This window comes from uncultured Pseudoteredinibacter sp., assembly GCF_947500695.1.
Lineage (GTDB): Bacteria > Pseudomonadota > Gammaproteobacteria > Pseudomonadales > Cellvibrionaceae > Pseudoteredinibacter.
Window position 1 is genome coordinate 256,585 of sequence record NZ_CANMSS010000008.1, and the last position, 20,539, is coordinate 277,123.

Genomic DNA, 20,539 nt, shown 5'->3' on the forward strand with positions numbered 1-20,539 from the left:
GAAAGGCGCGAATTGTACCCCAAGGCCCCCAGCAACTCTAGGGTGGCACTCGATTTAACTATGCGAGAACCGGCGCCCTCCTCTATCTGTCATACTCCGAAATATCATGACCGTTTATCATGAAAAGCCCTATTTCTTTAATGGTTTACTCAACTATCCCTTTCCATGGCCGTTAGCAAATTCAAGGATATTGTCTAGGCAGCTAGCTAAGGAGTAATGGTGATCATGGGTAAAGCAGATATATGAGACTGTCCGCAGGCTTTCATCGCTACTTCTATGCTCTACAGGCCCTGCTTTTAGGCCTGTTAATTTATAGCGCCTATCTAATTCACAATTTTTATCGACTCACCCATGAAATTGCCATAGTAGAGAACACCCGCTTTGACATGGTGGCCCTCGCCAATGAGCTACAGCAAAGCTCAGATCAGCTTACCTTTTTTGCGCAAAACTATGTGGTTACCGGTAAAGCGCAATATTTAGAGTCATTTGAACAGGTCCTGGCTATTCGTGACGGCACGGCCCCGAGGCCGCAGGATTATCACGCCACCTACTGGAATCTCAATGAGAGTGAGCGTAACTCCCTGCATTACGGGCAAGAAAGTGTCGCGCTGAGCGATTTAATGAACCAAATGCCGTATAGCGAAACTGAATTCGCCCTTCTGAGATTGGCTCAAAACCAATCAGATAAGCTGGCCCTCATTGAGCAACAGGCATTTGCACTAGCCGCAAGTGATAAAGAAAAAGCCAAGGCCCTGCTATTTGGTGCGCGCTACAAAGAAGCCAAACACAGCATTATGGCCCCTATCGATCAGTTTTTGATTCTGCTAAATAAGCGATTAGCCGATAAGCTTCGGGGGCTACACCAAAGAGAAGAAAGCTTAGCAAGATCATTGCCGATACTATTGGGCTTAAATGCTCTATTGGTAGCATCAATCTTTGTGATGATTAATATACGTTTTAATCGTCACCATAAAGAACTAGTAAGCCTCTCCATGAAGGATCATCTCACCCGAATAAACAATCGCAAGTATTTATCTGAATACGGACCACAGTACTTACAATACCATCGCAGGCACGCCAACTCCGTTTGCCTTGCCTTGATGGATATCGATCATTTTAAAAAAATTAATGACAACTTTGGCCATCAGGTTGGCGATCATATCTTGCAACACTTTTGCAAAATCGTCGGCAATCGTGTTCGCCAATCGGATACCTTTGTACGCTATGGTGGTGAAGAGTTTGTATTGCTTTTGCCCAATATGGATGCTCAACAATGTGAAAAGTTTTTAAACGAACTTTGTTGTCTTGTCGCCCAAGAAAATTATATTGATCGCAAGCACTGCATCGCCTACACAGTGAGTATTGGCTGGGTAGATAGTAGCAACCACTATGACTTGGAAACCATGCTGCAAAGAGCAGATGGCGCCATGTACCAAGCCAAGCAATCTGGCCGTAATCGAGCACAACAAGGTGATTGCAGCAGTTCAAAACCACTGTTAGCAATTTCAAACTAAATTCAGCCTCCGCGGACCAAAACTTGGCCTGCAAAAATATTCATGCTAAAACAACCCCTGTGAATAAAGATCTTGTTACGAGGCTAAAATGCAACCCCTGTTTGAGCTGGCAGAGTTAGAAGCTGTATTACCCCAAGTTTATCAAACCTTAAACCCCAGTCCCTGCCGACAGTGGCCACTGCTGAGCCAAGAGCTAAGTTGCTCAGCATTTCTTAAGCATGAAAACCACAATCCAACCGGCGCCTTTAAAGTAAGAGGCGGCTTAGTATATCTGGAAAACCTATTAAAGCGTGATCCAGCCTGCCAAGGCGTCGCATCGGCTACGCGCGGCAATCATGGACAATCAATCGCCATGGCCGCTGCCAAGCTGGGGCTCAAAGCTCTGATTGTTGTGCCAGAAGGTAATTCAATTGAGAAAAATGCCGCCATGCAAGCCTTTGGGGCTGAGCTTGTAATAGCAGGAAAAGACTTTGACGAATCCAGGAAAGTCGCTGCGCAAATGGCAGAAGAAAGGGCCTGGCATATGGTGCCCTCCTTCCACCGAGATTTGGTTTTGGGGGTGGCTAGCTACGCTTATGAAATGTTCAATAGCCAGCCCCTTGATGCGGTTTATGTCCCCATTGGAATGGGTTCAGGTATTTGCGCCGTTATAACCATTAGGGACTTACTTCAGTTGGATACCGAAGTTATTGGGGTGGTTTCTACTGGTGCCGATGCCATTAAGCAATCATTCGAACAAGAGAAATTAATTAGCACCGACAGTGTCAATACCTATGCCGACGGCATGGCCTGTCGTGAACCTCAAGCAGCCGCCATGGATATCATTCAAAATGGTGCCAATCGAATTGTCAGTGTAAGTGATGACGAAATAGCTTCAGCCCAGCGACAGCTATTTTCATGTTGCCACACTGTTGCTGAAGGTGCTGGCGCTGCTGCGCTCGCTGCACTCAAGCAAGAACTTGATCAACAACAGAATAAGAATATTGGCCTAGTATTGAGTGGCGCTAATATCGATCGCGAATTGTTTAGCCAAGTTTTGCAAGGCAATACACCGGCAATGCCTGCCTAACAACATCTAAATAGCTATGCCTAAATTACTATGCCTAAATTACTATGATTAACGGTTTAAATCATATTACCTTAAGCTGCAGTAGCCTCGAAAAATCCCTTATTTTCTATCATGGCCTACTGCAGTTTGATATCGAGCATCGCTGGGATAAGGGCGCATACTTAAGCTGCGGCAATTTATGGTTTTGCCTTATAGAAAAGGGAAACTACCAAGCTGCGCCGCAAGGCTATAACCATTTAGCTTTTAGCGTAGCTCAAGAAGATTTTGATATCTGGCAAGAGAAATTGCAGGCCGCCAATGTCCAACAGTGGCAAGACAATAGCAGCGAAGGCGATTCCTTTTACTTTTTAGATCCAGACGGACATCAACTGGAATTGCATGTTGGCAACCTGCAAAGCCGCCTTGCTTCAATCGAAAACCACCATTAAACCGTATCCAAGGGCAGCTCTGTGCTCAATTTAATTTCGCTCATCGCCACACTAGAGTTGAATTCTTGCACCCCTGGCAGTTGGGATAAAACATCACGATACAAGCGCTCGTAGTGCTCCATATCTTTAGTAACGATACGTAATAGAAAATCCACTCTGCCCAGCATCACATAACACTCCGTCACTTCATCGACTTCCCGAATCCGCTCCTCAAAGGCATGCAATTCTTGTCGACCATTGGCGGTAAGCTTAACTTCGGTATAGATGACAGTGTTTAAACCCAACATTTGTCGATTAAGCAGCCCTACTCTCGCCCTAATATAACCGGCTTCCTCAAGCCTCTTTATTCGGCGCCAGCAAGGCGGCTGGGAGAGGTTTACCCGCTCAGCGATTTCTGAGGCCGTCAGGCTGGCATCCCGCTGAATAAGCTTGAGTATCTTACGGTCGACTTTATCGAGATCCATGTTTACCCCTTTTATCAATTGACCTAAAACCTGACTGCATAGAAGGCAGGCTCCGCAAGCAATCTAGATTTTTGCATATGGAAGTATCTTTTAAAGCCACGCCCGCAGCAACAGAGAATATTTTATACCCTAAACACATTATCAAGGTAATTATTATTCACTCAAAAGCCGTATTATCTAAATAAAGGCATAAATTTTACATCTGGATAGGACTATATTTGAGGGCTATGCGAGCCCATTAAGCTCGACATCAATCAGAACAATGAATTAGAAAGAACGAGGCGAGATTATGTCTGTTTTTGACCATCCAGACTTTGACCAACATGAGCAGGTGGCGTTTTTTAACCACCCACAATCCGGCTTAAAAGCCATTGTTGCTATCCACAATACCAACCTTGGCCCATCGCTGGGCGGTTGCCGTATGTGGCCCTACGCCTCTTTTCAACATGCACTCACTGATGTGCTACGCCTATCTAAGGGCATGACTTATAAGTCTGCTGTTGCAGGGCTAAAACTGGGCGGCGGTAAATGCGTCATTATTGGTGATCCACGTGCCGATAAAAGCGAAGCCATGCTACTAGCACTGGGGGAGTATATTAATGGTCTTTCCGGTGCCTATATTACCGCCGAAGACTCGGGCACCTCGGTACCCGATATGGAAGTCATCTCTCGTAGTACAGATTACGTTGCCGGTATTAATCCCGAAGGTGAACACGGTGGTGATCCATCCCCTACTACGGCTTACGGCACTTTTGTGGGCTTGAAGGCCGCAGTGAAGCATCGCTTCGGCCAAAGCGACCTGACTGGCTTAAAAGTCGCCATTCAGGGCGTTGGGAATGTTGGCTTTCATTTGGCTCGACATCTAAAAGAAGCTGGTGCTGAGCTTATCGTAAGCGACATCTTCGCCCAAAATAGTGAGCGTGCTGCAGAACAACTTGGCGCTACCGTGGTTGCCCCTACTGAAATTTACGGCGTGCAAGCTGACGTGTTTGCCCCCTGCGCTTTGGGCGGCAGCATTAACCAAGATACCGTGCATGAACTCCAGGCCAAAGTCATCGCTGGCGCCGCCAATAACCAGCTGGCGCAAGCACAAGTTGCTGAAACCCTTTTAGAAAAAGGCATTCTGTACACTCCGGATTACGTTTTGAATGCCGGTGGCATCATTGATATCGCCTACCAGCGTGAAGTTAAGAGTCGCGAGGAAATGCTAGCCCACGTCGATACTATTGCGCACACCTTAGAAGAGATCTTTGGACGCGCCCAAGAACAAGGTTTACCGACCAACCTTGTCGCTGATCAGGTTGCTGAGCAACGCTTTAACGCTACTGAAGACCTACGCGCCGCGAGCTAAAACTATGGGGAAGGTAGGTTCTCACTGCCTTCCCCGACTTCAATACTAGGGCTCCTCCATCTTATCAACCCACCCGCCCTAAGGACTGTTGACACTAATAAGCCGTCGCCCATTCAAGTCATTTTTCATCTTATGACATTTGTCACCCGAAACTCCTGACAAAGCTCTCTAAAAACTTTTGCTGAGCTTAAGCATACTGATCCCACATTAAACAACAGCCCTCGGGAGATCATTATGAAAAAGCAAATCTTAGCAACGGTTATTGGTATCTTTAGTCTAAACAGCATGAGCATCCTAGCGGACCAAGCCACCATCAATGACATCGAAGCCGCAGCTCGCGCCCTCGACACCGTCAGTCTACAGGAGCTGAGCCAAAGCAGTGACAGTTATGATAGCGCACTGGCCAACTATCGCCTTGCGGTAAGCTTTAATGTAAAAGCCGACAGCGAAGCCGCTAACGCAGCCTTAGATCAAGCCATGGAAACTATGGAAGGTCTAACGGCCGAAGAGCCTGAAAACCCAGAAGCTTGGGCTCTATTGGGACATATCTACGGCACCAAGATCGGCTTTAATCCAATGAAAGGCATGTACTACGGCCCCAAGGCTGGTAAAAGCATCGCCAAAGCAAAAGAGCTTGCCCCCGAAAACCCAAGAGTTAATTTGGTGTCAGGCGTAAGCGATTACTTTACCCCAACTTTGTTTGGTGGCAGCAAGACCACAGCCATCAAGTCACTAAGCTCTGCCATTAATCAATACGCTGATGACAGCGACTCTGGTTACCATTGGGGTCTTGCGGAAGCTTATGTATGGCGCGGTCTTGCACAAATGGAACTGGGTGAGAGCAATAAGGCACTAAATGACTGGCGTGCAGCAGTTGCTATCCAGCCAAACTTCTACTGGGCCAGCACACTGATCGAAAAGCATCAGTAGAAATTATGTCGCGCTAGCAATCAAGTACCTTATCTCGGATAAGGTACTTTACAGCGTCCACACAATCCCTAAAAATGTGTGCTTCAAAAAATAAGGAAACATAATGAAAAACGACTATATGCCTTCACTCTTTGCCCCCCGGGCGCAAAAGTGGAATATGATTTCACTATTGTTTTCCTTGTTTTATTTCCTGCCTGTCATTATGTCGGCAGAGTATTTGAAGCTAGCGGATTGGATTAAAATCTTTGCTAGCTATGCCGTATTTCTCGGTTTGTATTTTTGGGGCTTAAAGAGCGATTCCAAAAATGCAATCTACCCCATAGCGGCACTGATCATTTGCTGCCTTTATGTTTCTAGCTTTACGCCAGGCAGCAATGCTCTGTTTGGTTTTGCGATGTTTCTTACCGCCTACTATTTTCCCTTACCAAAGGCCTTATGGATACTTGCATTGACGATTGCCGCTGAAGTTGTTGCTTTTGCTTTGCTGCGAAATTACAACTTTATGTTTTTAGGGATTGCTGTCTTTTTGAGCTTAGCTCTTTTTATTAACGCCGTTTTTGTACGCAAAGACTTACTGCACCGCTTCGCCGAAGCGAAAGATCAAGAACAGATTCAACAATTGGCAACAATCGCTGAACGTGAACGTATTAGCCGTGACCTGCATGATCTACTAGGACACAGCTTATCGAGTATTGCACTAAAAGCCGACCTTGCTGAAAAACTGCTGAAAGCTGGTCAACATGACAATGCCGCCAAAGAAATCAGCGAGGTGGCAGAGCTAAGTCGAAGCACATTGAGCGAAGTCCGCGAAAGTGTTTCCGGTTTAAAGAAAACAGGCCTGGGCGCAGAGTTCAAACTGATGTGCGAGAGGCTAACAAGTGCTGGATTTGAAGCCGAGTGTGACAATCAACTCAAGGCGGATTCAATCTTAAGCCCCGAGCTCGAAACCACTTTTATTCTGCTATTGAAAGAAGCCTGCACGAATATTTTACGCCACAGCAAGGGTAACAAAGCTCGCCTATGTCTAAAGCTGGAGCAGTCTGAGCTAAACATGAGTATCTGGGACAACGGCGAAAACGCCGAGATAAAACCCGGCAATGGAACCTTAGGCATGCAAGAGCGTTGCTCTGCCATTGCAGCCGACTACAGCATTAGCGCAGGCCTGGAAGGCACTTCTGTGATTATTCGAAAAGAGATAAGTAATGACTAAAGTTTTAATTGTTGAAGATCAAGCTCTGGTGCGCGGTGCTATCGCTGCCCTAATTCAGCTAGAGGAAGGTTTGGAGGTGGTTGGGCAAGCTGAAGACGGCCTGCAAGCCTTGAAGATGATTGAAGAGTTGCAACCTGATTTGGTATTGAGCGATATTGAAATGCCCAATATGACGGGGCTTGAGCTAGCGGAAAAGCTGCGTCAGCAGTTCCCAAAAATTCGCGTCGCTATAATGACCACCTTTTCTCGCGCGGGTTATATTCGACGAGCGATCGAAGCGGGTGTCGGTGGTTTTATTTTAAAAGAAGCGCCCTCAGAAACCCTGCTAGCAGCAATCTCACAGATTATGCAAGGCAAAACAGTTATCGATCCAGAGCTAGCCTTAAGTGCACTTGGCGATAGTGACCCGCTAAGTGATAAAGAACGCAAAGCATTACGTCTAGCTGGGGAAGGTTTAAAGACCAGTGAAATCGCAGAAAAGCTATTTTTATCGGAAGGTACAGTTCGCAATTATTTGTCGGAAGCTATAGCTAAGCTTAACGCCAGTAACCGTATCGACGCGGCAAGAATCGCCAAGCAGAAAGGCTGGCTGTAAAACCTTAAATAGAGCATAGAAATGACTTATCTATTCTTAGCGGCCGCCGTTATCACTGAAGTTTGCGCCACGCTGTTATTAAAAGCCTCAAATGGCTGGGAGAAATGGGAGTATGGCATGGGGTCGATATTCCTTTATTCCTTGTCTGGGCTTATTTTTGCATTTGTGCTCAAATCCATGAATGTTGGGCTAGCCTATGCAATTTGGTCTGGGGTAGGTATCGCCTTAGTCTGCATAGCGTCGGTCTTTATCTGGCAGCAGCGTTTTGATACGGCGGCAATAAGCGGTGTCGTATTAATTTTTGCAGGTACCTTACTAATTACCGTGAAATCCAGTATGACAATGCAATAAGACGCTGATCAGATAGTATACAAAAAGCTTGGCTGGCTCTTTGTATAGACCCTCTCTTAACCTACTCTTGCCTCAGCGTTACCCTGCTATAGCCGCTCTCCAGCTCTATTCCTCACCATAACAAGGCCCTAGGCCAGCCAAATTTTATGCCGTCGAAGCGAATTTTTCCGCATTCTACTTGGAGGGGACTGCAGAAAACCGCTACACCTTTTTGCCGATAGACATAATAATAAGCCCCTAAACTAAAAATACTCATGGAGATTAGCATGACCATAGGCGTAGGCGGCTCGAGCCCCGAAGTAGAACTGGCAAAACTAAGCGAGATAGCGGCCGATATGAGCAATATTGTGCCTATCAGTAAAGAAGAATTTATCGAGCGCCAGCAGCGTGCCTGCCAACTCATGCAGTCACAGGGTGTTGAGGCCTGCTACCTAAATGCCGGTACAAACCTGTATTACTTCACTGGTCTTAAGTGGTATGCCAGTGAACGTTTGGTAGGCGCCCTTCTCTTGGCTAACGGCGAGCTTCACTATATCGCACCGCACTTTGAAGAAAATTCTTTAAGGGACTTTATGCTAATCGATGCTCCGTTTCATGGCTGGCATGAGCATGAAAGCCCCCACCAGCTGTTGGGCGAAGTATTAAAACAAGCAGGTATTGATTCAGGCAAACTAGGTATTGACGATTCAACAGGCTTCTTTCAAGTGGACGCCATCGCCAAAGCTAATCCTCAGTTTGAGATTGTAAACGGTGCTAGCGTCAGCACAGCCTGTCGCGCTCAAAAGTCAAAAGCCGAACTGGCTTTGATGCAGCGAGCTAAAGATATGACACTGGAAGTGCACAAAGCAGCGGCTAAAATCTTACGCCCAGGCATTAGCACCACCGAGGTTACACAGTTTATTAATGAAGCTCATAAACGCATAGGCGCCAGCGGCTCATCCTTCTGCATTGTATTATTTGGCCTTGCTAGTAGCTTTCCACACGGCGTAAAAGATCCTCAGATTTTACAAGAGAATGATTGGGTGCTGATCGATACAGGCTGCCTTGTCGATGGTTATAACTCCGACATCACCCGCAGTTACGCTTACGGTGAAGCCACTGAGCGTCAGCGTCAGGCTTGGCAGGTTGAAAAAGATGCACAAGCTGCAGCATTTGCCGCAGCCCAGCTAGGGCAATCCTGTGAAGTAGCCGATTACGCTGCGCGCGAAGTCCTAGATGCAGCAGGCTTTGGTCCAGACTATGAATTACCAGGTCTACCTCATCGCACCGGGCATGGTTGTGGTATCGATATTCACGAAGGTCCTTATTTAGTTCGCGGAGACAAGACTCCTTTAGCTACGGGGATGGTTTTTTCCAATGAGCCGATGTTAGTGCTGCCCGGTGAATTTGGTGTGCGCCTAGAGGATCATTTCTACATGGGCGAAGAAGGACCTGTTTGGTTTACCGAGCCAAGCCATTCTGTTGACGACCCATTTGGCTATGAAGCCTAGTTCTTCACCGAACTATTCATCAGCGGCCCATTGGGCTGCTGATGAAAATCGATAAATCATCTACTCTTATACCTCGTTCGCCACATCTACCAAGACCTCACAAAAGCGAAGCTGAAAGTCTACACCTTTGCCAGGCTCGCTAATGACATTGATAGTGCCATTAAACCTATCTCGTATCAGATTATATACAATATTCATACCTAACCCTGTTCGTTCACTGTCCGATGAGGTCGTGAAAAAGGGATCAAAAATGTTTTGTTTTTCCTCCGAAGATAGCCCCCTACCATTATCACGGTAATGGATTAGCAAATCGACTCCTGATTGCTGAATCTGAAATTCTATATAGTTGTCCGTCTCACTGGTAAATGCGTGAGCAATAGAGTTTCTCACCAATTGAGTCAACACCTGATACATAGCCGACGGAAAGCTATTAATTTCAAGAGCATCAACACCGATAATTTTAAATTCAATATTATGTTCGCTCAGCTCCCGGCCTTGAGATCCCATTACTGTTTCGATGTGATCGACAATATCAAATACCGTACGTTGATCATCTTGGTCATCAACCGATACGGCCTTAAAGCTTCTAATAAGTTTTCCCGCGCGCCCAAGAGCATTAACAACCACATCAGCTGAATCCTCGGTCGACCCCAAGCCTGTTTCAAGATCATTAGAGGTTAAACTGCCAGCTTGATACCGGCTCTTGAGATGTACAACTTTGCTTTGTATCAGGCTTGCGCCTGTAGCGGCTACGCCTATCGGAGTGTTTAACTCATGGGCAACGCCCCTTACCATATTGCCAATAGAAGCCATCCTCTCTGAGCGAACCAGTTGTTCTTGGGTCGAACCGAGCTGCTCTACAGTGGCTAAAAGTTCTTCATTGGCTTCAGCGAGCGCTTCATTTTTCTTCTGCATTTGTTCCCGGTGCTGATTCTCAAGTTTTTCTTTTTCCTTACGGCTTTGCAATTCGTGGGTCAATAAAGATTGAGCCGTTCGAGACTCAACTAGATTATGCATATTTTCTTTGGCCTTATTTAAGGCGCTCGCAAGAGTCGTCAACTCATCATCAGCTTTGTCTACGCCATCGAGCCGTAGCCGTTCCCCTCCTGGATTACTGTCCATAGCATTCGCAAACTCAACCATTTTATTCAGGTGTCTGGCGACCAAATAATGGAATATTGCCAATATAAAAATTGAGACAGAAAGCGTTTTAATCATTTGAAACGCCAATATAAATAGAAATTTATTGGTCAGCTCGATATAAAGTGGAGACAGAGAGACACGAACCATCAACCTGCCGATACAACTATCATTGGCATTTCCTCCTTTATGGATTAAAAACACCCTCTCTATAAAATCAGCCGATTGGCCAGCGGCTACCCTAGCCAACTCACTAAACTCTCCGCCCTCACATTGGGTCTTATCAACCTCACCGATAAACTCGTCGACTACTACAACTTCGACACCGGGCAAAGAATTTAAACCGCTAGCGATACTCTTGACTTGGCCACGGTCAACCTCCCATATACTCCTGGCTAAACTTGAACGATAGCTGCTATCTATTTGTTGAAATTGGGTTTCGATGTGATTTATGCCAGAACGATAATCCAAGTAGATTTGGATTCCTGTCTGCACACAAGCAAATAGGCTACTTACCAAAAGCACATACAACAGCAATCGCCAGGCCACACTATTGCGGTCCCCCCGGCTAAAAAACTTCTTTGTCGCATTGTGTAAACTACCGCCGTTCATCAATAAACTTCTCCTTGCGGATACTGCATGGTAGTTTGCATAATCAAGTAGCTAGTTGATTATGCAAACATTCTTCCAAATACATTTATTATTGTTAGCAGTATAGACAAGGCTTGAGAAGTTACCCGAATAATAGCTTGGGCGAATATGGATATGGTTTATAGGCGCACAGAGATCAATAGATGGCTTTTACTTGCCTAGTCTAAGAGCTTCCAGCGGAGTGCCTTCACTACGGCTTGAGTCCTATCTCTAGCCTCCATTTTCTGCAGAATAGCTGATATATGATTTTTTACGGTTCCCTCCGACAAGAAAACAGCCGCTGCGATCTCTTTATTACTGAATCCTGCAGCGATGTAACGTAAAATTTGCAACTCTTTTTCACTCAGCTGCTCCATCAACAAAGGGCGACTTAGCTGCTCGTCATCTATACTCTGGAGTGTTTCATTTTGTAGCAATTCCGGCTCAGCCAAAAAGCCTCCTGCGGCGACAGTTTCTACTGCACTGTGCAGTTTTTCTAGGCTAACGTCTTTTAATAAAAAACCATTGGCGCCCGCTCGTAAAGCCTGAATGAACAACTGATGCTCATCAAATGTGGTCAACATAAGAACAGGGGTATTATTGCCCTGCTCTCGTAGCGACGTTACAAAAGCAATGCCATCCATCTTAGGCATCCGAATATCACTAATAATAATGTCTACTGGTTGATCGTTTAGAATACTCAGCGCTTCTTCACCGTCGCTAGATTCCCAACTCATGTGATACTGAGGATTCAACTGTAATAAACGGCTAATGCCCTCGCGGATTAAAGCTTGATCATCCACTAGCGCTATCGAAATCGTCATCTGTAACTCACTATAAAGTTTTTGCTGTGATTAGGTGTAAGTCCATACCGTCGTCATTGGGTTTGAGCTCAACCGAGCCTCCAAACTCTTTTAGGCGCTCGCGCATCCCCAACAGACCACTGCCAGCATGCCACTGCTGGATTGATCGACCATTATCGCTCACCTTTAACTGAAAGGGCTGTTCGCTTGGACAGCTAATTGCAATTCGAGTTGCGCCTCCATGGCGCAAGGCATTACTAATGGCTTCCTGCAAACAGAAAGCCATTTGCTCCGCAAGCTCCGGCGATTCAAGCGCTAGTGAAGCTGGATATATCAACTCGATATTTTCGGGTAAATGTTTATGTAGCTGATCAAGTACCGCCACCAAATCAATAGCTTCTTGCTGCCTACGTGCCTTCACAATTTCACGTAACTGCCCTAGGGTTTCCTTTATCTGCTGACCGATTTCATCACGCCACAGCTGGAAATCCGAAGGCTCGGCATGTTTAGCATGTTCTAGCTGTAAGCTTAGGGCGGTAAGGCGATGCCCAATACTGTCGTGCAAATCTCTAGCGATACGCATACGTTCTTGCTGCTGACTTTGCTGAGCCAGTAAAGCCTGGGTAGCATGTAGTTTTAAGTTAGTGGCTTCCAGCTGCTCTTTGTTTTCCTTGGCTTCTTTTCGAGCTTGGCTGGAAGAGCTGGCAAATAACTGGAAGCCGATAAACATCACCAAACTCAACAAATGTAACGGTGATTCGGTGAAATACTGGGAATAAACAAAGAAAGGAATGTTGAGAATAATCAGAATTAGGTTGTTATATCGCCCGGCCACATAAGGCATCTGCCCAGCGCTCACAACCAACAGCACCATAATGGGTTCAAAGGCATAGCCCACGAACAAATAAAACGCGCCAAGAACCTCAATCGCCACCAGCCCCTTAGCTAACAGGCTATTTTCAACGTCAGCCATTAGGCAGAACCAGGTAAAACACACTATAAATGCCAAAAAAGCTATAGCTCTTTCAATTTGCCAATGTGGGTTCACCTGATAATCAACCGCTGCAACCACTATCACTGTGAGTAGCCCGCTAGCGATAAGAGCCCATTCCCCGAGACTCAAACGTAGATTAAACATAGACATTTCCCTTACAAAAGCAACGGCTTGAACTGGCATTAGTAATCAGCTGTATAAAGCTGAATTACGCCTATTATAAGTTCTAATGCAAGGGTGTATAGGTGCCAAAAGTCATGTTCGCGGCCTGAAGCAGCTATTGCATTTAGTTATTTGACAACGCTTTAGTTATTTGGCTGTGCTTTGGCAAACTGCTCAACAAAGTCCATTAAAGTGCTTTGCAATTGCTCTTTGCTCATAGTTTCAAGGCCGTTTTCTTCGTCCTGCTGTTGTTGCTTTTGAATGGAGTCGAGATATTCTAGGATCATAATTTGCTGGGGCTCAGGTGCGGCAGCTAAGGTCGCGACAAAGCTGTCTACAGATTGCTCCATGATAGGCGCCAATGACCAGAACTGTTCATTTTGCACGCCCTCGAGAGATTCATCCAGAGCTGCCACGGCTGCTATATCGTTGCTGTAGCGCATTACATCGCTACGCTGTAAAAACTCACTGTAATCTTCTCGGTTTTGCAAATCACTTTGTAGGGCTAGGGGTTTTTCGCTATCGCCAGCAAGCGCATTAATCTTGGCAACTTGCTCGTCCCGCTGCTCTGCACTTAAGCTGTTAAGCTTAGAAGCAATTAGGCTAGTGCGAGCTTCATCTTCTCGGTTTAACCAGGCATCCGTTACTAAAAAGGACACCATTGCTTGTTGGTCGCGTTCAGTATCAGCTGGATCTTTGTGGGCAAAATAGCTTCGCCCATCTGAAACTCGCTCTTCTCCAACCCTAGATTTCAACACTATATCCTGAATCACGGTGTTATCTCGCAAACGCGAGATGGTTTCCATCGCGTGGCCTTGGGCTTGCAGATCTTGAGGCTTGTCTTTACTGCCATCGAATAAGGTATCTAAGCCGGTTTTAGTAATGGCTACATAGGATCGCTGGGCAGCGGCATCCAGCCCAGAAAGCTCGCTCATCATTGTCTGCCACTGCTCATTATTAAAGCGGTAGTTTTCGCTTAGGCTAGTAATGTCCTCAACCAAGCTGGCCACCACAGTCGGCGCGTGATTATCGTAACCCAATATCGCGCCACTCCAGTTTTCTGGGTCAGTCGCTTTTTGAGGCACAATGTCAAAAGATGATTTTTTAGCAACAACTTGTGCCAGATAATCAAGGCTTGCATCTTGCGCATCTTTTTCAAATTGCTGCAGACTGTCCATTAATCGTAAGGCATGATCAGCGCTATGGGCGGCCACAGATAATATATTGCTCTGCTGCTCCTCTTGATAAGAAGCCAGGCCTTGCATGAAAGAATCCTGGGCCTCAATGTTTCCAGACAACTGGTTGATGGAATTCAAGAAGTTATGGATATCATTAGCCTTAGCGGAGCCAGTATCCAGCAAGCCTTTCGCGCTATAGGTGGCGCTATTGTCCTTTAACGGCACACCATGGCTAAGTTCTGCAGCCTTTGCTAGCACCTCACTTCTAAGCTCACTGCCCATCTTGCTTAGGTTGTTCATAAAGGCTTCGGCCTTATCCTTTGGCAAGCCATCAAAGCGGTAGTTTTCAAACTTCCCGGGCGTTTGAATCGCCGTAGATACCTTGGCAAAATCGGCCAACTCTTGATCTGTAAGCCCTTCGGCAAACTCCAGAAACTTTTCACTTTCCAATAGACCTGAGTCTACCAAGCCCTTGCCAGCTGAGCTCGGTAAGCGACCCAGTTGGGCTTGCATACGATCCGTCTGCTCGGATTCAGGCATGATCAAGCCATAATTATTACCCTGGAACACCGCAAATTTGGGGAGATCCAGATCCGGATTCAGCACTGGCTTACGCTCTAACTCAGCGCTTAAAGACTCAATGGAGAGCTGCACCGAGGCTATCTGCTCTGAAGATAAGCTAATAGGCTCTGGCGCCACTGTTGATTTAGACAAACCTGAGCTAAGCGAAGTGATGCTTGTACTGAAAGTACTGCTATTAATATTCATTGTCCGGCCTTGGAAAACTACTTATCTTAGATTTATCGGCCGCAATGCTTATATCCGCATACTGTTTATCTAGGGCACCTCTGAATAATGGCGTTGGTGCTCAGGCCTTCAGACAAGCTCACAGTTTAGGCGCAGACTCGAAGGCATACTGTGGCCGTACGTCAAGAGGCTGTAACAACAACTGTGAGCTTGTCTGTAGGCCCCGCAGGGCGGAGCCTAAAGCACCCATCTACGTTGTAATGCTTTTGCTAAGGATTAGGGCCATTAGCAGCAAAGCATGCCTAGTATCTGGGCGCTTTACGGTGTGCCCTTGGGGTAGACCTCCGCTGAGCACTAACGCCATTATTCAGAGGTGCCCTAGCTTTACACTCATCTGACCGACGGTGATTTCTTAGCTGCGGCCCTTCAACACCTGTCCCGCTTTAGGTCTTCCACCTCTAGTCATTCATAGCTTCACTCACTCTTTGATTACAAATTAGCCACAATGACGAAAGTCATGTTTTAGCCGTGTAAAAGAAGTGACCTTTGGCAGCTGTCTGCAGGGCTAGATTTTCGCAAACTAGCATCATCGACAATTACAGAGATACCCAAACGGAGACAGCCACATGAAAATCACTAAGCCATGCAACCCTTTTCGTAAATCTATGCTAACCGCCCTAACACTCGGTTCAGTACTCGCTTCGACACTTTACCCGACTCTAAGTTTTGCCCGCCAAGTTCAGACCAATGAATCGCAACACCAACTGACCTTGCTGATTAAGGGTTACGAACAAAAGCAGGGTGTCACCTATTTGAGCCTTTACGACAATGCAGAGGATTTCAACAGCATGAATGGTAAATCCATTGCCAATGTTCAACACCAAATACAGGGCGATACCTTGAGTATTAGCTTTAACCAGCTCAGCAAAGGCGAATATGCGATCAGCTTGTATCACGATGCGAACAATAATCGTAAATTGGATCGTAACCTCTTAGGTATCCCAAGTGAGCAATATGGCTTTTCCAATGATGTAGGGGCATTTGGCCCGGCAAAATTCGATAAAGCCAGCTTCAAGCTAGATGGTGATAAGACCGTAGTCATTAATTTACGATAAGGGGCTCATCATGAGTAATCGAAGAGAGTTTCTACAAACCTTAGTGGCAGGCACAGCCTGTGGCTTAGCAGCGAAGAGTGGCCTAAGTTTAGCTTCTGGCTCTGCAATGCCAGCTGATTTTGGTGGGGCCTTTAAGTCGGTACCTAAGAGTTTCGAAAAGCGCGCTTTAACATTAGAGGGTAATTGGCCAACAGATTTGCGCGGCTCACTCTACCGTAATAGCCCAGCTATGCTAGAGCGCAACGGTTTTCAACACAGCCACCTATTTGATGGCGATGGCATGATTCAAAAATTCAGCTTGGGAGATGGCAAAGTTTTTCACCAAGCACAGATGGTTGCCACTGATAAGTTTTTGAATGAGGAAGATGCGGACCGTTTTTTGTATCACGGGCTTGGCAGCAGCCCGCCAAATGCTCGAGCAGCGCGCAATAATGACAGCGCCAACCCTGCCAATATCTCTGTACGCAAAATGGGTGATAAATTATTTGCCTTATGGGAGGCAGGCTCAGCCTATGAAATCGACCCTGAAAATTTGTCAACCTACGGACGTGTTGATTGGGGTGAAGATCTCAAACATCTACCCTTTTCAGCACATCCCCTGCGTGATGCCAATGGCGATTGGTGGAATATTGGCTCTTGGATATACAGCGGGCAAGCCCGCACGATTATTTACCAACTTGACGCACAGGCGAAGCTGAAAAGAGTCAAAGCCATCCCAATGAACCAAGCAGGCTATATGCACGCCTTTGCCTTGAGCCAACGATTTGTCATCCTTGTGAACACGGCCCATTTATATACGCCAGGCAAACGATACTTTGATAGCTTTAACTTTGACGCCAAAGGTAAAACGGAAATCGTACTGCTCGATAAAAATGACTTAAGTGTTTTCAAAACCATTGAGATACCAGCCAATTTTGTGTTTCATTTTGGCAATGCTTTTGAGCAAGGTGAGGAATTATTTATTTCTATGGCGGAATATAGAAATGCCGACATTATGTCAAAAGGCTTAGGGCTTGGTCCGCACTCAGCCTTTGCCAAAGAAGCTACGCAATACAACAGCGATTTGAGCGTATATCGTATCAACTTAAAAAACGGCAAATGGCAAAAACAAAGTAGCCAGCTTGCTATGGAATTTCCCAATTTTAGGGAATCAACACCATTTACCGTTCAAAACCTCATCGGGATGGGGCGCCCTACCGGGACCGCTAATAAAGCCGATCAGGACTATCTGATCAGCTATCACCCGCTAAGCGGCGAGCGAGAGATTTATGATTTCGGCAATGGCTTTACCATTGAAGAGCCCTTGTTTATCAATGGTGCCAGTGGCCAGGAATATGTTATCCACAGCTTGGCTGATCGCCAGAAATCTCGCAGTGGATTGGCGCTATTTAGATCCGGCGAGCTCAAAGCTGGTCCGATTGCCATGGCCTGGGCCGAAGAGCAGTTTCCCTTTGGTTTTCATGGTTGCTTTGTGCCTTCTTAGACCTTCATCCCATTCCTATGCTAGCGGCCTTAAGTCAGGCTCAGAGCGAAAGGCTCTGAGCCTAGGGCGTTTACCAGTTTTGTTTTATCCAAGCTCTCGTTTTCGCAATGGAATAATCACTGGCTAATTTATCCATTAGCGGTATCTGTTTTACGCTATCTAGCTTAATGGCCGGCTTTTCAGGCAACTCTGGCTGCACTCTGAGGTAACGGTCACCCAACAACTGCCGCGACTGATAGTCAGCAATTCCGCTCACACCATCCATTAGGACATCGACTAGAGGTTTTGCCCACTGCCCTAAACCCCAATCCAAGCGCTGCCCTTTGATATAAGTAGGTGTATAACCGGTACCTACTGAAAGTAAAACGATATCGTCTAGTTTAGCCCGCTCCGTAGCGACATTATCTTCAGAGATCGCCTGAGCAATGGCCACCATACTGGGGTTATTGGCAAAAACTCCGCCGTCGATATAGCCGCCCACCGATGGGAAATAAGTCGGCGCGGCGCTGGTATACAGAGCGACATCTAAGGCCGACAATTTAGAGTCATTACCTTTACCCTTAAAATTATGGAAAATTTTAGGCTTCCAATGTCTGTCTTTACGCTGCTTGGCGCCATTATCTAAATCAAAGGCAGTAATAGCGACTTTTCGCTTTAACTTGCCAAGCGTAGTGGCGCCCAATACTTTTTTGAGCTCTCGTTTGAGATCAGTTGTAGAGTATTCAGCGCCAATAACTTTACCGAGATCGAGAATATTATCAAAAAGACTGTCATCAAAAATTTTACCGCCGCGCTTTATATAAAGCTGGCAAATATCTTCCGGGCTCAGGCCTTTCGCCAACCCCAATGCCAAGATCCCGCCCGTTGACGTCCCAACAATCAGGTCAACGTCATCTAAAAAGTTTTCAGTGTCTGAATGATCATTTAGGCGCTGCAAAATGCGCGCTGTTATCAAACCTCTCAGACCGCCACCATCCAAACTTAAAATTCGATACTTCGCCATATTGCACCTCCGTTGTGATTGGGCTTACTTAATCAAAGAAAGTGGTTGCGAGGCTATTACATTGACTTACAACTTTGGCATAATGCTCCTTATAAAAAGCACTTAGATTTAATGCTTTGCTCTCTCAGCCATATAACTAGAATAACGTCATGCAGACAGTTCAAGGAAAGAGTAGATGGACTCCATAGATGAAGCTAGAAAAAAGGAAACAAGGGGGCACTGGAAACTCCTGCCAGTTGCCGCAATTATAGTATTTGCCTTCTGTGCAGGATTTATCATCATAGTTGCAGAGAAAATAGAAGTTTTCGGCCAGCTATATTATGGCTTTTCAAAAACGGTTTGGTTTTTAAACACTTCGTTCTTTGGCGGGATTACTTTGAGCTTAGGGATCTTCAGCTTAACCCTCCTAATAACCTCTGGCTTAGTTGCGGCCAAATTAAACTTACCCCTCCACCCCTGGACACCCCTACTTAATTCAACTAAATTTTTAATAGGCAGCTTCGTGTTTTTCTACGTGCTCACTTTAACAAATGAAGCAATCACTGAAAATATCGACATTATCAACGCATGGCATGCCTCCTTCAGAAGAAGCTCGTCAATTCTCTCTTTCGTCATAGATCTAGCCATTATAGGAATTTGCATTTTTATTTTTATGTTAGCTATGGCTTTATCAATTAGAGCAATAGCTATTCCATTTGAAGCCAATAGCATCGCAAAACAATACCCGCCTGATGGCATCAATTAACCCCTTAGCAAACGTTTATAACTGGTATAAACTGAGATATAAAGTTCTTTTTCAAGATAAGTTATCCCCACTAAATAAAAGAGGTAAACCATGAAATCCATGACCTGCAAACAGCTAGGCGGCGCTTGCGATATGGAATTTCGCGCCAATAGTTTTGAAGAAATCGCTGAGCTAAGCCAGCAACATGGCATGACCATGCATGAACAGCAGGACCCGGCACATATAGAAGCCATGCGGGAGATGGGCAAGCTTATGCAGAACCCTGAAGCCATGGGTAAATGGTTAAACAGCAAACGTTTGGAATTTGAAGCGCAGGCAGATATTTAGTTCTATACGCCTTTTTAGCCCTATTAAGCGCTGCTCACGCCAGCGACAAAGTTTCGCTTCAATATTACTGCTCTAATGGGCCTTATTGTGGCCAGAAGCCTACTTTAATCGTCTTAAATATTGCGTATGAGCCTATCGGCTCAGACAGCAATATTATAAGAGCTTGTTATTTCCCCCTATTCCATTACTCTTGCTGATCCATTTGTACGCAGTGCGATATAACTATGAGCAAGGAACAACCCAACAATCCCTTACATGGCATTACCTTAGAAAAGATCGTTGTGCAGCTTGAAGAGCGCTATGGCTGGGATGGCTTGGCAAAGAGAGTCAATATCAACTGCTTTAAGAATGAGCCCTCAGTGAAGTCATCATTGAAATTTTTGCGACGTACTCAATGGGCCCGGGATCAAGTAGAAGAGCTGTATATTTCAACCTTTGATAATAAGCCTAAGTCACCCTGGGGTTAAAAGGGTCGGAACCTCGTGGGTTCTGACCCCGGTATTGCATGCAAAATCTGCGCTAGTTACAACTCACATGACCAGGGTCGGAACCCGTGGGTTCTGACCCTCTTCGAAGCAAGCTCGTTCAAATTCAACTTATTATTTATCAAAGCCCGAGCTTCGGGGCATTTAAATACTTGCTTACTAATTTTCCTTTAACGGCTTCGAGTGGGGTCAGAACCAATTGGTTCCGACCCCGGAATTGCATGCAAAATCCGCGCTAGCTACAACTTACATGACCAGGGTCGGAACCCGTGGGTTCTGACCCTCTTCGAAGCAAGCTCGTTCAAATTCAACTTATTATTTATCA

At 45.9% G+C, this 20,539-nt stretch carries 20 protein-coding genes; 14 read left to right on the top strand and 6 right to left on the bottom strand.

Annotation, left to right across the window (positions count from 1 at the left end; all coding sequences use genetic code 11):
* Positions 1 to 242: 242 nt before the first annotated feature.
* The 3 genes from Q1A08_RS15460 (at position 243) to Q1A08_RS15470 (ending at position 3,011) form a co-directional block, all read left to right on the top strand.
* Positions 243 to 1,514, top strand: a complete 1,272-nt coding sequence (locus tag Q1A08_RS15460; RefSeq protein WP_299774478.1) for a GGDEF domain-containing protein — start codon at positions 243 to 245, stop codon at positions 1,512 to 1,514.
* An 88-nt stretch (positions 1,515 to 1,602) separates the two neighbouring features.
* Complete coding sequence (locus Q1A08_RS15465) at positions 1,603 to 2,583, top strand: threonine dehydratase (RefSeq protein WP_299774480.1); 981 nt, start codon at positions 1,603 to 1,605, stop codon at positions 2,581 to 2,583.
* A 44-nt stretch (positions 2,584 to 2,627) separates the two neighbouring features.
* Positions 2,628 to 3,011, top strand: coding sequence for a VOC family protein (locus tag Q1A08_RS15470; protein WP_299774481.1), 384 nt, complete (start codon positions 2,628 to 2,630; stop codon positions 3,009 to 3,011).
* On the opposite strand, the gene Q1A08_RS15475 is transcribed toward Q1A08_RS15470, so the two are convergent.
* A complete protein-coding gene (locus Q1A08_RS15475) occupies positions 3,008 to 3,475 on the bottom strand; it encodes an Lrp/AsnC family transcriptional regulator (RefSeq protein ID WP_299774483.1) in 468 nt (155 codons plus the stop codon). The genes Q1A08_RS15470 and Q1A08_RS15475 overlap by 4 nt on opposite strands.
* A gap of 289 nt (positions 3,476 to 3,764) precedes the next feature.
* Here Q1A08_RS15475 and Q1A08_RS15480 point away from each other — a divergent pair, with 289 nt between their 5' ends.
* The 6 genes from Q1A08_RS15480 (at position 3,765) to Q1A08_RS15505 (ending at position 9,402) form a co-directional block, all read left to right on the top strand.
* Positions 3,765 to 4,826 (top strand): Glu/Leu/Phe/Val dehydrogenase dimerization domain-containing protein, encoded by a 1,062-nt coding sequence (locus tag Q1A08_RS15480; RefSeq protein WP_299774485.1) that lies wholly within the window; start codon positions 3,765 to 3,767, stop codon positions 4,824 to 4,826.
* A 234-nt stretch (positions 4,827 to 5,060) separates the two neighbouring features.
* Positions 5,061 to 5,756: a hypothetical protein gene (locus Q1A08_RS15485; RefSeq protein WP_299774487.1), complete on the top strand. Its 696-nt coding sequence runs from the start codon at positions 5,061 to 5,063 to the stop codon at positions 5,754 to 5,756.
* Positions 5,757 to 5,859: 103 nt separating this feature from the next.
* Positions 5,860 to 6,966: a histidine kinase gene (locus Q1A08_RS15490; RefSeq protein ID WP_299774489.1), complete on the top strand. Its 1,107-nt coding sequence runs from the start codon at positions 5,860 to 5,862 to the stop codon at positions 6,964 to 6,966.
* Positions 6,959 to 7,561 carry a response regulator transcription factor gene (locus Q1A08_RS15495; RefSeq protein WP_299774491.1) on the top strand — a complete coding sequence of 201 codons (603 nt, stop codon included), beginning with the start codon at positions 6,959 to 6,961 and terminating at the stop codon, positions 7,559 to 7,561. The genes Q1A08_RS15490 and Q1A08_RS15495 overlap by 8 nt, the downstream gene beginning before the upstream one ends.
* Before the next feature lie 21 nt (positions 7,562 to 7,582).
* Positions 7,583 to 7,912, top strand: coding sequence for a multidrug efflux SMR transporter (locus Q1A08_RS15500; RefSeq protein WP_299774492.1), 330 nt, complete (start codon positions 7,583 to 7,585; stop codon positions 7,910 to 7,912).
* A 266-nt stretch (positions 7,913 to 8,178) separates the two neighbouring features.
* On the top strand, positions 8,179 to 9,402 hold the full coding sequence (locus tag Q1A08_RS15505) for a Xaa-Pro peptidase family protein (RefSeq protein WP_299774494.1): 1,224 nt from the start codon (positions 8,179 to 8,181) through the stop codon (positions 9,400 to 9,402).
* Between the two features lie 66 nt (positions 9,403 to 9,468).
* Here Q1A08_RS15505 and Q1A08_RS15510 read toward each other — a convergent pair whose 3' ends face one another.
* The 4 genes from Q1A08_RS15510 to Q1A08_RS15525 all read right to left on the bottom strand — a co-directional run bounded on the left by Q1A08_RS15510 (position 9,469) and on the right by Q1A08_RS15525 (position 15,077).
* Positions 9,469 to 11,154, bottom strand: a complete 1,686-nt coding sequence (locus tag Q1A08_RS15510) for an ATP-binding protein (protein ID WP_299774497.1) — start codon at positions 11,152 to 11,154, stop codon at positions 9,469 to 9,471.
* Positions 11,155 to 11,351: 197 nt separating this feature from the next.
* The gene (locus tag Q1A08_RS15515) at positions 11,352 to 11,996 is read right to left on the bottom strand and encodes a response regulator transcription factor (protein ID WP_299774499.1); all 645 of its coding nucleotides are present in this window, start codon (positions 11,994 to 11,996) and stop codon (positions 11,352 to 11,354) included.
* A 10-nt stretch (positions 11,997 to 12,006) separates the two neighbouring features.
* Entirely contained in the window at positions 12,007 to 13,113 is a 1,107-nt protein-coding gene (locus tag Q1A08_RS15520; RefSeq protein WP_299774501.1) for a histidine kinase, read from the bottom strand.
* 161 nt (positions 13,114 to 13,274) lie between these two features.
* On the bottom strand, positions 13,275 to 15,077 hold the full coding sequence (locus Q1A08_RS15525; RefSeq protein ID WP_299774503.1) for a hypothetical protein: 1,803 nt from the start codon (positions 15,075 to 15,077) through the stop codon (positions 13,275 to 13,277).
* Positions 15,078 to 15,682: 605 nt separating this feature from the next.
* On the opposite strand from Q1A08_RS15525, the gene Q1A08_RS15530 reads away from it, so the two are divergent.
* Both Q1A08_RS15530 and Q1A08_RS15535 read left to right on the top strand, forming a co-directional pair.
* Entirely contained in the window at positions 15,683 to 16,171 is a 489-nt protein-coding gene (locus tag Q1A08_RS15530) for a DUF2141 domain-containing protein (RefSeq protein ID WP_299774505.1), read from the top strand.
* A gap of 10 nt (positions 16,172 to 16,181) precedes the next feature.
* Positions 16,182 to 17,654, top strand: coding sequence for a carotenoid oxygenase family protein (locus Q1A08_RS15535; protein WP_299774507.1), 1,473 nt, complete (start codon positions 16,182 to 16,184; stop codon positions 17,652 to 17,654).
* Positions 17,655 to 17,724: 70 nt separating this feature from the next.
* Here the strand turns inward: Q1A08_RS15535 and Q1A08_RS15540 are convergent, their stop codons facing one another.
* Positions 17,725 to 18,657: a CBASS cGAMP-activated phospholipase gene (locus Q1A08_RS15540; RefSeq protein WP_299774508.1), complete on the bottom strand. Its 933-nt coding sequence runs from the start codon at positions 18,655 to 18,657 to the stop codon at positions 17,725 to 17,727.
* 175 nt (positions 18,658 to 18,832) lie between these two features.
* Here Q1A08_RS15540 and Q1A08_RS15545 point away from each other — a divergent pair, with 175 nt between their 5' ends.
* From Q1A08_RS15545 to Q1A08_RS15555, 3 genes are all read left to right on the top strand, one after another.
* Positions 18,833 to 19,402, top strand: a complete 570-nt coding sequence (locus Q1A08_RS15545) for a hypothetical protein (protein WP_299774510.1) — start codon at positions 18,833 to 18,835, stop codon at positions 19,400 to 19,402.
* Between the two features lie 90 nt (positions 19,403 to 19,492).
* Positions 19,493 to 19,729 carry a DUF1059 domain-containing protein gene (locus Q1A08_RS15550; protein WP_299774512.1) on the top strand — a complete coding sequence of 79 codons (237 nt, stop codon included), beginning with the start codon at positions 19,493 to 19,495 and terminating at the stop codon, positions 19,727 to 19,729.
* Positions 19,730 to 19,953: 224 nt separating this feature from the next.
* A complete protein-coding gene (locus tag Q1A08_RS15555; protein ID WP_299774514.1) occupies positions 19,954 to 20,196 on the top strand; it encodes a VF530 family protein in 243 nt (80 codons plus the stop codon).
* The last annotated feature ends 343 nt before the right edge of the window (positions 20,197 to 20,539 follow it).

What these genes read in the sequence shown, in the direction of transcription:
- Q1A08_RS15475 (WP_299774483.1), bottom strand. Translation starts at nt 3,475, where the DNA reads ATGGATCTCGATAAAGTCGACCGTAAGATACTCAAGCTTATTCAGCGG.
- Q1A08_RS15510 (WP_299774497.1), bottom strand. Translation starts at nt 11,154, where the DNA reads ATGAACGGCGGTAGTTTACACAATGCGACAAAGAAGTTTTTTAGCCGG.
- Q1A08_RS15505 (WP_299774494.1), top strand. Translation starts at nt 8,179, where the DNA reads ATGACCATAGGCGTAGGCGGCTCGAGCCCCGAAGTAGAACTGGCAAAA.
- Q1A08_RS15555 (WP_299774514.1), top strand. Translation starts at nt 19,954, where the DNA reads ATGAGCAAGGAACAACCCAACAATCCCTTACATGGCATTACCTTAGAA.
- Q1A08_RS15500 (WP_299774492.1), top strand. Translation starts at nt 7,583, where the DNA reads ATGACTTATCTATTCTTAGCGGCCGCCGTTATCACTGAAGTTTGCGCC.
- Q1A08_RS15525 (WP_299774503.1), bottom strand. Translation starts at nt 15,077, where the DNA reads ATGAATATTAATAGCAGTACTTTCAGTACAAGCATCACTTCGCTTAGC.
- Q1A08_RS15530 (WP_299774505.1), top strand. Translation starts at nt 15,683, where the DNA reads ATGAAAATCACTAAGCCATGCAACCCTTTTCGTAAATCTATGCTAACC.
- Q1A08_RS15520 (WP_299774501.1), bottom strand. Translation starts at nt 13,113, where the DNA reads ATGTTTAATCTACGTTTGAGTCTCGGGGAATGGGCTCTTATCGCTAGC.
- Q1A08_RS15515 (WP_299774499.1), bottom strand. Translation starts at nt 11,996, where the DNA reads ATGACGATTTCGATAGCGCTAGTGGATGATCAAGCTTTAATCCGCGAG.
- Q1A08_RS15535 (WP_299774507.1), top strand. Translation starts at nt 16,182, where the DNA reads ATGAGTAATCGAAGAGAGTTTCTACAAACCTTAGTGGCAGGCACAGCC.
- Q1A08_RS15485 (WP_299774487.1), top strand. Translation starts at nt 5,061, where the DNA reads ATGAAAAAGCAAATCTTAGCAACGGTTATTGGTATCTTTAGTCTAAAC.
- Q1A08_RS15460 (WP_299774478.1), top strand. Translation starts at nt 243, where the DNA reads ATGAGACTGTCCGCAGGCTTTCATCGCTACTTCTATGCTCTACAGGCC.
- Q1A08_RS15470 (WP_299774481.1), top strand. Translation starts at nt 2,628, where the DNA reads ATGATTAACGGTTTAAATCATATTACCTTAAGCTGCAGTAGCCTCGAA.
- Q1A08_RS15550 (WP_299774512.1), top strand. Translation starts at nt 19,493, where the DNA reads ATGAAATCCATGACCTGCAAACAGCTAGGCGGCGCTTGCGATATGGAA.
- Q1A08_RS15545 (WP_299774510.1), top strand. Translation starts at nt 18,833, where the DNA reads ATGGACTCCATAGATGAAGCTAGAAAAAAGGAAACAAGGGGGCACTGG.
- Q1A08_RS15490 (WP_299774489.1), top strand. Translation starts at nt 5,860, where the DNA reads ATGAAAAACGACTATATGCCTTCACTCTTTGCCCCCCGGGCGCAAAAG.
- Q1A08_RS15480 (WP_299774485.1), top strand. Translation starts at nt 3,765, where the DNA reads ATGTCTGTTTTTGACCATCCAGACTTTGACCAACATGAGCAGGTGGCG.
- Q1A08_RS15540 (WP_299774508.1), bottom strand. Translation starts at nt 18,657, where the DNA reads ATGGCGAAGTATCGAATTTTAAGTTTGGATGGTGGCGGTCTGAGAGGT.
- Q1A08_RS15465 (WP_299774480.1), top strand. Translation starts at nt 1,603, where the DNA reads ATGCAACCCCTGTTTGAGCTGGCAGAGTTAGAAGCTGTATTACCCCAA.
- Q1A08_RS15495 (WP_299774491.1), top strand. Translation starts at nt 6,959, where the DNA reads ATGACTAAAGTTTTAATTGTTGAAGATCAAGCTCTGGTGCGCGGTGCT.